12 protein-coding genes are annotated in these 12,506 nt (G+C 56.6%); 10 read left to right on the top strand and 2 right to left on the bottom strand.

Annotated elements, in window-relative coordinates; genetic code table 11:
- The first annotated feature begins 59 nt into the window (after positions 1 to 59).
- Positions 60 to 734 carry a Fe2+-dependent dioxygenase gene (locus NW844_RS04065; protein WP_414333710.1) on the top strand — a complete coding sequence of 225 codons (675 nt, stop codon included), beginning with the start codon at positions 60 to 62 and terminating at the stop codon, positions 732 to 734.
- On the opposite strand, the gene NW844_RS04060 is transcribed toward NW844_RS04065, so the two are convergent.
- Positions 731 to 2,104 (bottom strand): di-heme oxidoredictase family protein, encoded by a 1,374-nt coding sequence (locus NW844_RS04060; RefSeq protein ID WP_414333708.1) that lies wholly within the window; start codon positions 2,102 to 2,104, stop codon positions 731 to 733. The genes NW844_RS04065 and NW844_RS04060 overlap by 4 nt on opposite strands.
- A gap of 42 nt (positions 2,105 to 2,146) precedes the next feature.
- A complete protein-coding gene (locus tag NW844_RS04055; RefSeq protein WP_414333707.1) occupies positions 2,147 to 3,367 on the bottom strand; it encodes an imelysin family protein in 1,221 nt (406 codons plus the stop codon).
- A gap of 385 nt (positions 3,368 to 3,752) precedes the next feature.
- Here NW844_RS04055 and NW844_RS04050 point away from each other — a divergent pair, with 385 nt between their 5' ends.
- The 9 genes from NW844_RS04050 (at position 3,753) to pxcA (ending at position 12,351) form a co-directional block, all read left to right on the top strand.
- Positions 3,753 to 4,787, top strand: a complete 1,035-nt coding sequence (locus tag NW844_RS04050; RefSeq protein WP_414333705.1) for a chlorophyll a/b binding light-harvesting protein — start codon at positions 3,753 to 3,755, stop codon at positions 4,785 to 4,787.
- Positions 4,788 to 4,843: 56 nt separating this feature from the next.
- Positions 4,844 to 5,353 carry a flavodoxin FldA gene (gene fldA, locus NW844_RS04045; protein WP_414333703.1) on the top strand — a complete coding sequence of 170 codons (510 nt, stop codon included), beginning with the start codon at positions 4,844 to 4,846 and terminating at the stop codon, positions 5,351 to 5,353.
- A 48-nt stretch (positions 5,354 to 5,401) separates the two neighbouring features.
- Positions 5,402 to 6,982 (top strand): chlorophyll a/b binding light-harvesting protein, encoded by a 1,581-nt coding sequence (locus NW844_RS04040; RefSeq protein WP_414333701.1) that lies wholly within the window; start codon positions 5,402 to 5,404, stop codon positions 6,980 to 6,982.
- A gap of 212 nt (positions 6,983 to 7,194) precedes the next feature.
- Entirely contained in the window at positions 7,195 to 7,893 is a 699-nt protein-coding gene (locus NW844_RS04035) for an alpha/beta fold hydrolase (protein ID WP_414333699.1), read from the top strand.
- 203 nt (positions 7,894 to 8,096) lie between these two features.
- Positions 8,097 to 8,501, top strand: a complete 405-nt coding sequence (locus NW844_RS04030; protein WP_414333698.1) for a universal stress protein — start codon at positions 8,097 to 8,099, stop codon at positions 8,499 to 8,501.
- A gap of 283 nt (positions 8,502 to 8,784) precedes the next feature.
- Entirely contained in the window at positions 8,785 to 9,138 is a 354-nt protein-coding gene (locus tag NW844_RS04025) for a ferredoxin-thioredoxin reductase catalytic domain-containing protein (protein WP_414333696.1), read from the top strand.
- 96 nt (positions 9,139 to 9,234) lie between these two features.
- Positions 9,235 to 9,351 (top strand): photosystem II reaction center X protein, encoded by a 117-nt coding sequence (locus NW844_RS04020; RefSeq protein WP_011431389.1) that lies wholly within the window; start codon positions 9,235 to 9,237, stop codon positions 9,349 to 9,351.
- 82 nt (positions 9,352 to 9,433) lie between these two features.
- A complete protein-coding gene (locus NW844_RS04015; RefSeq protein ID WP_414333694.1) occupies positions 9,434 to 10,837 on the top strand; it encodes a glycosyltransferase in 1,404 nt (467 codons plus the stop codon).
- 128 nt (positions 10,838 to 10,965) lie between these two features.
- Entirely contained in the window at positions 10,966 to 12,351 is a 1,386-nt protein-coding gene (gene pxcA, locus NW844_RS04010) for a proton extrusion protein PcxA (RefSeq protein WP_414333693.1), read from the top strand.
- Positions 12,352 to 12,506: the final 155 nt, after the last annotated feature.

Genomic DNA, 12,506 nt, shown 5'->3' with positions numbered 1-12,506 from the left:
ATAGGCTTTGTTTTGCTAGTGTAGAAGGTGTTGCATGTTTTGATCTTTAGAGGTTGACAATGATCTTGTGTATTGGCGATGTTCTCAGTTTAGCAGAATTGCAACAAACCTTGGCCATTATATCCGATGCTGAATTTGTAGATGGTGCCCTGACGGCTGGCTGGAATGCCAGGCTTGTCAAAAATAATAGGCAGATTCCCAAGGGATCCCTCCAGCACCAGAAGATTCAGGAGATTGTCTTTGCAGCTCTAGAGCGCAATTTGCTGTTTCAGATGGCTGCTCGGCCCAAGCTCATTCATTCTATTTTGATTAGCCGCTACGAAGCGGGCATGTCTTACGGCACTCATACCGACGATGCGCTTATGGTTGATCAGCGTCAGCTTATGCGTACAGATATTTCCTTTACCCTATTTCTGAGTGCCCCCGAAGACTATGACGGTGGTGCGCTAAAAATTGAGAGTAGCGAAGGAGAACGAGCCTACAAGCTGCCGGCGGGCGCCTTGATTCTCTATCCTGCTTCGACCTTGCACCAAGTTGAGCCTGTAACCCGCGGGATCCGCTATGCTGTCGTCAGTTGGGTTCAAAGCCTAATTAGGGATCCGCAAGAACGCGAGATCCTCTTTGATTTAGAGACTGTGCGGCTGCAGATGTTTCAGGAATCGGGCAAGACACGCCACTTTGATTTGGTCTCCAAAGTTTACGCGAACCTGCTGCGGAAATGGGCGGAGCTCTAGAGGGATCGAAGAAAATAGAGCAGGGCTTCTCTGTCTTCAGCAGCCATATTTTTAAAGATCTCGCGGGAGCGTTCAGCTTCTCCCCCATGCCAGAGAATGGCCTCCTCGAGGCTGAGAGCGCGGCCATCGTGCAAATAGCCGGAGTAGGGCAGAACTGTCTGCGACAAGCCGATGCCCCACAAAGGGGGGGTGCGCCATTCTCGGCCCGTAGCCTCAAAGTCAGGGCGGCCATCTGCCAGTCCTTCGCCCATGTCATGCAACAGCAAATCGGTGTAGGGGTGGATGACTTGGTTGGCCAGGGCAGCGATCTCATGAATGCCGGTGTGCAGCTCTGGTCGGTGACACTTGGCGCATTGGGCTTGGACGAAGAGCTTTTCACCTCGCTGAACTTGGGGATCCTGCCAAAGGACGCGGCCAGGCACGGCCAGGGTTTGCACGTAAACGGTTGTCGCTTGGAGAGTGTCCTCGTCGATATCTTGGCTGCCATCGGCGGCCGGAAAAAGAGGATTCGTGACACCCATGTCGTTGGCGTAGGCGGCCGCAGTTTGTTGCCTGAGGTTGGGGGTATTGGCTTTCCAACCAAACCGTCCCAGCACCAGACGCTGCTGCTCTTGATCCCAAACAGAGTTGGGGCGGCCAGAGATGCCATCCCCATCAGTGTCGTCGGGATCGGCTGCTTCTAGGATTGCAGACTCGGGAACTGCTTCCAGTAGGCCCGCTCCAAACACCGGCTGGGGGATCCGCAGGGAGATGAGGACAGGCTCAATCGGCGATCCCTTCAGAGTCAACAGCTTCACAACAGGAGAACGAAGCCTGTAGGCGGTTCCGTCGGCGTACTGTCCGGTCTGCTCTACCCAGTGCAACTCCACCTTGGCCTCTGGCCGATAGCCTCGAACGGCCTTTTCTTGAATCTGCGTGCCGATGCCGGGCACAGGGGGAGTGTTGCCATAAGGAGCCATGGCCTCCCATCCAAAAGGCCGGGGATCCCCACTTCTATCCAGGGATCCAACCTGGCTCACCCTAACCACCCGCTGTCCTTTCTCGGGTAGACCGCGGCCGTTTTTGACATGACAACCGGCGCAGGAGTTGTTGTTGAACAGAGGTCCAAGGCCGGGGTTAACAGGCGCTGGAGCCGCTACAAAGTTGGCCTCAAAGGCAATGTCCCCCAGGGCATGCAGCCTGGCCCAGCGGGGATCCAAATTGGGGGCCGGCTGCTCGTAGGCTGTTGAGGTGCGGTTCCAAAGGGTTGTTTCGCCACCCGCTCGCGGGGGCAATGGCTGGGATCCATCTAGGCCGGCGGAAAAAGCCAGAAAGCTCGCTGCCCAAAGAGAGGCCAATCCCAGCATGAACATCTGGAGAAGACGACGCATAGGCTATCAAAATAGCGGCAACTCAACTCTTTTCGGACTTTCTTACTGCTGCAGAAGCGGCACAACTTCCTGAGCAAAGTTATCGAAAGCGTCTTCAATTTTTTCCATAGCGGCGGTAATAGATCCACGGGCATTGGCATCGCAAAGGCTTTTTTCGATAGGGTCAGGGATCCCCTGGAGAGCCGCCGCTGCTGCTTGTAACTCCGACTGAATTTGACTATCCAAATTGGGGTTGATGTCCCGGACAAATTGGCTGAGGCCGCGACCTTTTCTATCCCTAAATCCACCCAAGTAAGCATATTGGACGCTGCGCAGGTTGGCCTGAAACTCCGGCAGCGAATGGTGGGCAAAGCGGCTTTCCAAGAGAAAGGGATTTTGCCGGGCGAAGGCTTCGCCAATTTTGACCTTGCCCAGCTCGTCCAACATGCTGAGAATACCTTGGGCTATTTCTTCAGCAGCAGCTTGCAGCGTCAGGTAGCTCTTGCTGCCCTCCCCGGCTTTCACCCATTCTTCGCGAAAAGCAGGCAGCCCTTGCACGCCCTCTGTCCAGCTCTTGAGTAGCTTTTCCGCCGTATCCGCCAAAACCGGGCCAAGGGCAGCCAAGTACTCCCGATCCCGCTCGGTAAAGTCTTGCAAGGACTTATTGTTATCCACGCCAAAGAGCAGGAAGGCCACGGCATGAAATCCCTTTTGCCCGCTTTCCAACTCGGCCACGGTCTCTGGAGTGAGGGGATCGCCGCTGTTGAGAACTTCCAGCACCTCCACCTCGTTCAGGGGCCATTCGTCCAAATCCGCATCTAGCCCCAAGGAGGCCGCCGGCCCGAAGGCAAAAGCCTCGCTCTCCTCCCACGTTAGACGGGCAACAGACCAAGCCTGGCGAGCCGCTTGCAAAGTCTGGGAATTGGGATCTTGCACGAAGGCCTGGATGGCTTGAGACAGGGCCTGGGTATCGGCGGCCAACTGCTCATAGGCAGGGATCACCACCTGATCGGCAAAGTCGATCAAAATCTGCCGATCCTGAAACCGCTGCTCAGGAGAGAGCACAACGGCTGGCCGGCCAGAGCCCGCTCCTTCTTCTCCCCCTTCCCCACCCTCGCCGCCGCCATCCACCGGGATGGGCCGACACTCTGGGTTCATTTGAGCCGCCTGCTGGGGCGAGGCCTGGCTCAGGGCCGGTGGATCCTTTTGGCTTTCCCCGCAAGCAGCCCCGCTAACCAGAACATAAAGCCCTATCCCCGTCCACAGCTTCAGATATCTCGACATCTCCTCTGGGCTCCTTACCCCTCGGCTTGGCCAACTTTGGCTTGATTGTAACCTAGCTATTGAGACTCAATCTTAAGAAAAGAGAGATTTTTATCACCGGTTGCCACGGGATCCCTCGCTTAGGCCCAACCCTTCAGGGACAACTGCCGCGCACAAAAGCTGTGGAAGGCGAAGTTAACCTGGATTTTAACAAAATTTAACCCCAGGTATATTGATATCTTCTCTCAAGAAGCCTAGAGTGAGTCACAGCTTGCTATTGAGACTTACTCTCAATAGTTGGTTGTGTGTCTCGAAAGGATGTGTCCGTGCGGCCAGAGGCGGGCCTGGGGCAAAGTCTCTGGCCTTTTCCCAAGCAATCTTGTTTAGAAACGCAAGAGGAGCGGAGATGACAGCGACGATACCGAAGCAAGAAGGGGGATCTAGCTCGCAACAACAGATCCCCTGGTGGGCGGGCAACGCCCGTTTGACCGTTCTTTCTGGCCGGCTGCTGGGGGCGCATGTGGCCCATGCCGGGCTGATCGTTCTCTGGGCAGGGGCGATGACCCTGATCGAGTTGGCTAAGTTTGACCCCAGCCGACCGATGTATGAGCAGGGGCTCATTCTCTTGCCCCACCTGGCCAGCTTGGGGCTGGGGGTGGGATCCGGCGGGGAAGTTTTGGATACGGATATCTACTTTGCGGTGGGAGCGATCCACCTCATCAGCTCTGCCTTTTTGGGGTTTGGGGGCATTTTTCATGCCCTGCGCGGGCCGGCGGTGCTGGATCCCAAAGCTTTTCCCCTGTTTAGCTACGACTGGCAAGACAAAGACAAAATGACCACCATCCTAGGGATCCACCTAGTGCTGCTGGGCCTGGGAGCCTGGCTTTTGGTGCTCAAGGCAATGGTGTTTGGCGGGTTGTTCGACCCGGTGGCGGGAGAAGTGCGCCTAGTGGCTCCCAACTGGAACCCCTTTGGCCACCTGCTGGGCACGGAAGGTCGCCATTGGATAGCCGGGGTGGACACTTTGGAAGACGTGGTGGGCGGCCACCTCTGGCTGGGCCTGCTCCTGGTGGCAGGTGGGATTTGGCATATCGTGACCAAGCCTTTTGCCTGGGCAGAACGGATTTTTGTCTGGTCTGGGGAAGCTTATCTTTCCTACAGCTTGGGAGCTTTGGCCTTGATGGGGTTTATTGCCGCCTATTGGGTTGCCGTCAATCCCGTCGTCTATCCCGAAGTTTTCTATGGGCCGCTGCTGCGGGTGGGCTTGGATCGCTATCCCTTTTTTGAGCAAGGGGGGGCTCTCACATCTAGGGTTTGGCTGGCCAATGCCCACTTTTGGCTGGCCTTTTTCTTCCTTCAGGGTCACCTTTTCCATGCCCTAAAAGCACGAGGATTCAATTTCCGTACTGGCAGAGTAGAGCTTGCTGCGCAGCAGGTCTAACGACAATCTGGCCATCTAATTTTGGGCTTTGCACTTGCAGTTTCGAGGTAGGAGCAATGGCAAAAATAGGTCTATTTTTCGGCACTCAAACCGGAAATACCGAAAGAGCTGCTGAGATGATTCAAAAAGAGCTGGGCGAAGACAAGGTGGATTTGATCGACATTGCCGAAGCCAGTATTGAGGACTTTGAGAAGTACGACTACTTAATTATCGGCTGTCCAACCTGGAACATTGGGGAGCTGCAGGCCGATTGGGATGGGTTTTTTCCCAATTTGGATGAAATCGATTTTTCCGGTAAGACGGTGGCCTACTTTGGAGTTGGGGATCAGTTAGGCTATCCCGACAACTTTCAAGATGCCATGGGGATCCTGGCCCAAAAAATCGCCGAGCGTGGCGGCAAAAATGTCGGCTCCTGGCCCACAGAGGGCTACGAGTTCAATGAGTCCAAGGGAGTGGTTAACGGCGAGTTTGTCGGCCTTGCCCTGGATGAAGACAATCAGCCGGAGCTGACGGAAAAACGAATTAAAGAGTGGACGGCCAAACTCAAAACACTCTTCAATCTGTAATCTCAAACCCGGCTTCTTAACTTGTTGTGGATACTGTGGGAGTTTGTCATGACTGGCGCAGTTCTATCTTCATCACCTACCTCTGCCGAGGGATCCCCTCAGGTCAGTTGGTTGGCAGGCAATGCTCGCTTGGTGAATCTGTCCGGAAAGCTGCTGGGGGCCCACGTGGCCCATGCGGGGTTGATCATGCTGTGGGCCGGCGGCATGACCCTGTTTGAGGTGGCCCACTGGGATCCGGCTCAGCCCATGGGCAGCCAAGGGCTGATCTTGCTGCCCCATTTGGCCACGTTGGGTATCGGCGTCAATGCAGAGGGGGTGGCCACGGATCCCTATCCCTTTTTTGTGGTGGGCGTTCTGCACCTGATTGCCTCGGCGGTGCTGGGGGCAGGAGGGATCTTCCATGCCCTTTTGGGGCCGGAGGTGCTGCCCAAAGGAGAAACCTTGGCCCAGTTTTTCGGCTACGACTGGGAAGACGACGACAAGATGACCACCATCCTGGGGATCCACCTGCTGCTGTTGGGGCTGGGGGCTTGGTTGCTGGTGGCCAAAGCGCTCTTCTGGGGAGGGCTGTACGATGCTCACCTGGGCCGCGTACGGGTGGTAACGGATCCCACCCTCAATCCGCTGCGGATCTTCGCCTACCTGACGCCGCTGATGGGCCAGCAGGGCATGGCTGCTGTGGATAACCTAGAAGATCTGGTGGGAGGGCACATCTACGTTGGCCTGCTTTGCGTCTTGGGGGGATGGTGGCACATAGCCACACGGCCCTTTGCCTGGGCCAAGCAGATCCTGATCTACTCGGGCGAAGCCTACCTCTCCTACAGCCTGGGGGCCCTGGCCTACATGGGCATCTTGGCGGCCTATTTTGTCAGCGTCAACGAGATTGCCTATCCGGTGGCTTTCTACGGGCCGCTGGGGCTGGCTGCCGACGAGATGGGTGTGGTGAGCAGCCGCACCTGGTTGGCCACAGCCCACTTTGTCTTGGGGATCCTGTTTTTGGCAGGGCACATCTGGCATGCCATCCGGGCGCGGGCGGCAGCCAACGGCTTTGACTTCCAGCGCGGGGGCTGGGTGCGAGCCACAGATCCGCAGGTGGGCAACTTGGAGACGCCGGTAAACCAGGGGGATCTCACCCTGCTGCTGCTGCAAAACCTGCCCATCTACCGGGAGGGCTTGTCGCCCTTTCTGCGTGGCTTGGAGATTGGCATGGCCCATGGGTACTTTCTGGTGGGGCCGTTTTACAAGCTAAGTCCGCTGCGGGATTCGGAGCAGGCCCTGACAGCAGGGACGCTGGCGACCATCGGCCTGGTGCTGATCCTGACGGTTTGTCTCTCCGTTTACGGACGGGTGTCCTTTCCGCGCTCGCGGCTGGTAGCGGTGCTCAATACCCCCTACGGCGAGGTGGCCTATCCGACGCCAGGGGTGCAACTGATGGCGGAATCGCAGGGATCCCCTCAGCCGGTGCGCCTGCCGGCAAGCTCGGAGGACTTGCCCGAAAACTTGCGCACCCGCGCCGGTTGGAGCCAGTTGGCCGGAGGGTTTCTGGTGGGCGGTGTTGGCGGTGCCCTGTTTGCCTACATGCTCTTGAGCAGCGGCGATGTGGTAGCCCAGATTTTGCCGGGGCTGTAAAGCAGGGTTGAGGCTTCTCAAAGCAGGGGAGGGGAGATCCTCATCCCCTCCTCTCTGTCCCGATCTGCCCGGTTTGGATAGTTCTGCCGATTTCTAGAACTCTTGTTTGTGAAGCTTTTGTCAGCCACCGGCTTCAATCTTTCGACAGTCGAAATGGGACGGCCAAAATGAGTTTAGGTTCCGCTTCCGCGCTCTCTTTTGAGGCACTTTATTTGGGTGTTTCTCCCAGTCTCAAGCTTTTCGACCGACCTTTGCTGGGATCCCTGGGAAAATGTTTCCGTGTGGCCTACTGGGAGTATCACCAAACCCAGGATGAGCCCTGTAGTTTAGAGACAGTCGTGACGCTACTATACGAATACCTGAAGGCTTGGGATCGACCGGTGCACCTCATCGGCCATGGCTTGAGCGGGGTGGTCGCCTATCTTTTCGCGTGCCACTATCCCCAACGGGTACGGTCTCTGACCCTGCTGGCAGTGTCCGATCAGCCTGCCGCTACCTGGCACGCCCATTTCTACCTGCAACGAAAAATGTTTTTCTGTAGCCGAGAACAGCTCCTGGTGCGTATAGCCCAGAGCCTTCTGCCCACTTCAGAACAGTGGCGAGCGCGCTCACTCTCCTATGCTCTGGCTAAAGACTTAGATACTTCCCCCATACCTCACTCCCTATTTCAGGTGATAGCGATTCCAGCTCGGAAAGTTTCGGTGCCGATGTTGGTTTGCGCCAGCAAGGATGACCCCATTGTGGATCCTGCTGCGCTCGAGAAGTGGAAAAACCACTTAAAGCCGGGGGATCAAATGTGGCTTTGCCCTGGAGGGCGACACTTTTTTCACTATTCTTTTCCAAGTTTGGTCAATCTGAAAATCATGGATTTTTGGCAGGAACTGCGCAAACTTCAGCCCAGCATGGCCTAAGGCGGCTGGATCTTCGCGGGATGATGGACATGGCCGCTCATTCAAACACTGGAGGAGCTCCGTTTGCCGCCCAGGTCGAGCCCCTCACAACAGAAAAACGGGCAGGGGTGGAAGGAGGCCATTGAGCTGCCGGTAAAATTGATAGAATGAGGCCGGCCCCCCGACTTGGATAGGGAATGGGCTTGACTGTGGGATCCGCGACTATGTTCGACAAACTGCTCTTTCCCATCGACAACTCGCGTGAGACCAGCCACGCCTTGCCCTTAGTGGCAGACATAGCGCAGCGCTACAAAAGTCAGGTGTACCTGCTCTCGGTTCTGGATGCTGCGGAGCTGGACGCGGAGCGGGCAGAACAAGCCCGGCAGAACATCCAGAACCTGCTCAAACAGACGGAGCTGGGCCTACAGCAAATTGGCATCAGCAGCGTCAAGAGCGAGTATCGCGAGGGAAAAGTGCCCTTTGTGATCTGCGATGTGGCAGACGAGCTGGAGATCAGCCTGATCGTGATGGGATCCCGTGGCCTCAGCTTGTCTGCGGAGGGGCGGAACAACTCCGTCAGCCACCGGGTGATCGACCTCGCCCCTTGCCCGGTGCTGGTGGTGCCCTGAGGGGCAAGGATCCCGGCAAGTGTTATCCTGGAGAGTACTTCAAGGGGGGCTCTTGCCCAGTCTAAATGTTGCCTTGTGTAACAGCAAGGCTATTATTCTTTGGCTTATCTGAGAGTTTGCAGTACAACGAAGAGCGAGATGCAGCTTTGTCCGACTTTGTGGGCGGTCTGCAGGATCAGATCCCGGTATGCGCACATCTGTATTGACTTCAGAAAGTGTCGCCGGAAGAAGCTGTGAGCCTCATTGTTAGCAACAGCCGGTCAGTTCCCTTCCGAGAATCGTCATGGAAAGTCGTGGTTATAACAAGTCCTCGCAGAAAAGCTTTGAGGTGATGCGGCACTTCGCAGAAACCTACGCCAAACGCACTGACACTTTTTTCTGCTCCGATCCTTCGATTACGACCGCGGTGATCGAGGGCTTGGCTCTACACAAAGAGCAATTGGGCGCCCCGCTATGTCCCTGTCGTTTTTATGAAGACAAAGAGGCAGAAGCAAAAGCCGGCTATTGGAATTGCCCCTGTGTACCCATGCGGGAGCGAAAAGAATGCCACTGTATGCTCTTTTTAACCCCAGACAACCCCTTTGCCGGCACCAGCCAAACCCTAGAGGAGGTGCCCCTAGAGTACCAGGCCAAATAGTTGGCAATGGGTCTGTCTCTGGGTTGAGCGACAAAGACCGGTATAATCGGGAAATAGTTGGGTAGTCGATAGTCGCAGGAGGAGGAAACTCTTTTTATGACTCCCTCACTTGCTAACTTTCTCTGGAGCTTGGTGTACGGCGCAGTGGTGCTAGGGCTTCTCTTCGGCGCCATCGTCTTCGTCAGCCAAAGAGATAGGGTGCGTCGTCGCTGAGTCTCCTGCTTGCCAGGGCTTGTCTGCGGATCGCTCACAACCCCTTATGATCAAAAGCTGATCTGGCGACATCCTGGGAGCGTTGACCCACCCTCTGCACTACTGGCGGCAAAAAAACCGCTACTACCACGAGGATCTAGAGCGGCTGCACCGCTTCTTCGTTCCTCCAGGACTGCGCATTCTCGAAATCGGCTCCGGCACCGGATCCCTGCTCAACGCTTTGCAGCCCGGTTTTGGCGTGGGGATCGACTGGGACGCGGAGATCGTTGCCCAAGCTCAGTTTCAGTTTCCCCATCTCCACTTCCGGGTGCAGGATGCCCACCGGCTAGACGAAAGGGATCCGGTCTTGGCGGGGCCTTTTGATGTTATTTTGCTCGTCAATACCCTGGGCTACCTGGCCGATATTCAGCAGGTTCTCCAGCAGTTGCGCCGTTTTTGTACGCCGCGTACCCGGCTGATCCTCTCCCACCACAACCCCCTCTGGGAGCCGCTGCTGGGCCTGGCGACTGTCCTCAAGCAGCGCATGCCTCTGCCGGCAGCCAACTGGCTCTCGGCTGGTGATGTGGCCAATCTGCTGCACCTGGCGGGGTACGAGGTCATTCAGCAGGGCAAGCGGCTGTTGCTGCCGCGGCGGATCCCATTGCTCTCGACGTTGATCAACCACTTCATTGCCCCCTTGCCTGGGATCAACGCCCTCTGCCTGACCGAATATACGATTGCCCGCCTCCAGCCCGATCCCGCCTGGGATCCCCCCCCTGAGGAGCAACCTTCTTGCACGGTGGTGATCCCGGCCCGCAACGAGGCGGGCAACATCCGCCGCTGTGTGGAGCAGTTGCCCGAGATGGGATCCCGAACTGAGATCATTTTTGTGGAGGGGCATTCCAGCGACGACACTTGGGCCGAGATCCAGCGGGTTCAGGCCGAATACCAGGGGATCCGCACTATCCAAGCTCTCCAGCAAGAGGGCAAGGGCAAGGGAGATGCAGTGCGCAAGGGGTTTGCCGCAGCCAGTGGCGATGTACTGATCATTCTCGACGCCGACTTGACCGTCCAGGCGGAAGACCTCCCCAAGTTTTTCCGGGCGGTGGCCTCTGGGCGGTGCGACTTTGCCAACGGCTGCCGCCTGGTCTATCCCCTGAAACCAGAAGCAATGCCGCGCCTTAACCAGTGGGCCAATCGTTTTTTTGCCGCTCTCCTCTCCCACATTCTCGGCATCCGCATCAAAGATTCCCTCTGCGGCACCAAGGCCCTGTGGCGAGAGGACTATTGGCAGATTGTCAAGCTGCGGCAAGAGTGGGGGGATTTTGACCCGTTTGGGGATTTCGACCTGTTGCTGGGGGCGGCCAAGCGCACCCTCAAGATCCTGGACATCCCCGTGCGCTATTTTCCCAGAACCTATGGCCGCTCCAACATCCAACACGTGCGGGATGGGCTGCGGCTGCTGCAGATCTGCGCTTTTGCCCTCAAGCGCTTCAAGGGATCCTGAGGCAACGCCAATGGCCCTCAAGTTTCCAGAAGGTGGGTCACCCCGCCCCCCTGGAGATTGTTACAATAGTTGGCTATCAATGAACTGGGTGGATCGGCCCCACAAAGAAGCACCGCAGGAAAGAAGCAATGGGGGAATCCATATTGAGCAGAATTGGGCACTGGATCTCGAATACTCCCCTACGTTCCCTTGATCGAGCTTATGATGCTGCCCTGCGCATTAAAGCCATCGAAGACCGCTACTTTCAGGGAGAGCCCATCGGCAACAACGGAACCCACGGCCAAAACACCAGCCGCTACTTTCAGATCCAATTGCGCCAGGAATTGCGCCAGATCGATCTTAGTTTAGCGGAGTTCAGGGCCAGCAGCGTCTTTTCTCGCCTGCCGGATCCCGCGCAAAATGGCAGTGGCCCTCGCTTCTCTGCCGATAAAGATCCCGGCAAAGATCCAAGCGCTCAAAAAGATCCCGCTGCCGAGGTCGGCTCTTCCGAGAACAAGGACCAAGATGCTGCAAATGGCCGGCAAAGTCCGGATCCCTCGATTTTGGAAAAGCTGGAGTTTATCGATCAGGTGACCTCGCGATACAAGCGCCCTGCCGCCCCACCCAAGCTTCCCCACCAGCCTGAACCACTGATCTCAACCCGTCCCCCTGCTTCTGAAGAGCCTGCCAAGCCGAGTCCTGTTAAGACCAACGCCGACAGCAGCGCTGCTCCGGCTGCCTCTAAAGCCGCCATCTTGCCCCGCTCTATTCTGCGCACGGCCAACCAGATCCGCCGTGAGCTGAGTTCGCAAGCAGAAGAGGAGCTGATCGAGGAGTACCGTGAGTCTCGCACGCGCACGCTGGTCTCAGTTCGGTTTTTGTTGTTGTTGGCCATTTTGCCGCTGCTTGTCCAGATTTTCTCGAAACAATTCCTGTTCGGACCGTTGGTGGATCGCCTGCAGCCGCAGGAACCCACCCTCGTAGCCCTAAGCTACGAATTTCAAGAGAAAGCTCTCTCCGAGTTTGAGTTTTTCAAGGAAAAAATAGAGTTTGAGCAGGCTTTACACCACCAATCTTCAGAGCCCAACCTAGAATCAGAAGACCAACTGTCCAGGAAGGCCGAGGAGTTGCTGCAAAAATACGGTCGCAAGAATTTGGAAGGCCTGAAGAACGTCTTTGCCGACTTGCTATCGCTGGCGGTATTTGGTTGGCTGATCTTTATCGGGCGCGAAGAAATTGAGGTTCTTAAGTCTTTTTTGGATCGCCTGATCTATGGCCTCAGTGACAGTGCTAAGGCTTTCATTATTATTCTTTTTACCGATGTCTTTGTGGGTTATCACTCACCCCACGGTTGGGAGGTGCTTCTGGGTAGCTTAGCTGCCCACCTGGGCCTGCCCGAAAACCGCAATTTCATCTACGGCTTTATTGCCACTTTTCCCGTTTTTCTGGATACGCTCTTTAAGTACTGGATCTTCCGTTACTTGAACCGCGTATCGCCGTCGGCGGTGGCCACCTACCATGCCATGAACGATTGAGGGTTCGCAGTTGCCTTCATTGGAGAATCTGGGCCGCTGCCCTCACCCCCAGCCCCTCTCCCAGAGGTGCCCAAGCGCTCCGCGCCGCTCACGCGACCACCCCCGGCCCCTCTCCCAGAGGGAGTTGCCCTCACCCCCAGCCCCTCTCCCAGAGG

The organism is Synechococcus sp. H55.2, from assembly GCF_047462495.1.
Lineage (GTDB): Bacteria > Cyanobacteriota > Cyanobacteriia > Thermostichales > Thermostichaceae > Thermostichus.
This window is presented reverse-complemented; position numbering and strand designations above follow the sequence as displayed.

Excerpts from the sequence above, each read along its gene's own strand:
- NW844_RS04020 (WP_011431389.1), top strand. The coding sequence starts at position 9,235 with ATGACTCCCTCACTTGCTAACTTTCTCTGGAGCTTGGTGTACGGCGCA.
- NW844_RS04055 (WP_414333707.1), bottom strand. The coding sequence starts at position 3,367 with ATGTCGAGATATCTGAAGCTGTGGACGGGGATAGGGCTTTATGTTCTG.
- NW844_RS04025 (WP_414333696.1), top strand. The coding sequence starts at position 8,785 with ATGGAAAGTCGTGGTTATAACAAGTCCTCGCAGAAAAGCTTTGAGGTG.
- pxcA (WP_414333693.1), top strand. The coding sequence starts at position 10,966 with ATGGGGGAATCCATATTGAGCAGAATTGGGCACTGGATCTCGAATACT.
- NW844_RS04040 (WP_414333701.1), top strand. The coding sequence starts at position 5,402 with ATGACTGGCGCAGTTCTATCTTCATCACCTACCTCTGCCGAGGGATCC.
- NW844_RS04065 (WP_414333710.1), top strand. The coding sequence starts at position 60 with ATGATCTTGTGTATTGGCGATGTTCTCAGTTTAGCAGAATTGCAACAA.
- NW844_RS04030 (WP_414333698.1), top strand. The coding sequence starts at position 8,097 with ATGTTCGACAAACTGCTCTTTCCCATCGACAACTCGCGTGAGACCAGC.
- NW844_RS04060 (WP_414333708.1), bottom strand. The coding sequence starts at position 2,104 with ATGCGTCGTCTTCTCCAGATGTTCATGCTGGGATTGGCCTCTCTTTGG.
- fldA (WP_414333703.1), top strand. The coding sequence starts at position 4,844 with ATGGCAAAAATAGGTCTATTTTTCGGCACTCAAACCGGAAATACCGAA.
- NW844_RS04050 (WP_414333705.1), top strand. The coding sequence starts at position 3,753 with ATGACAGCGACGATACCGAAGCAAGAAGGGGGATCTAGCTCGCAACAA.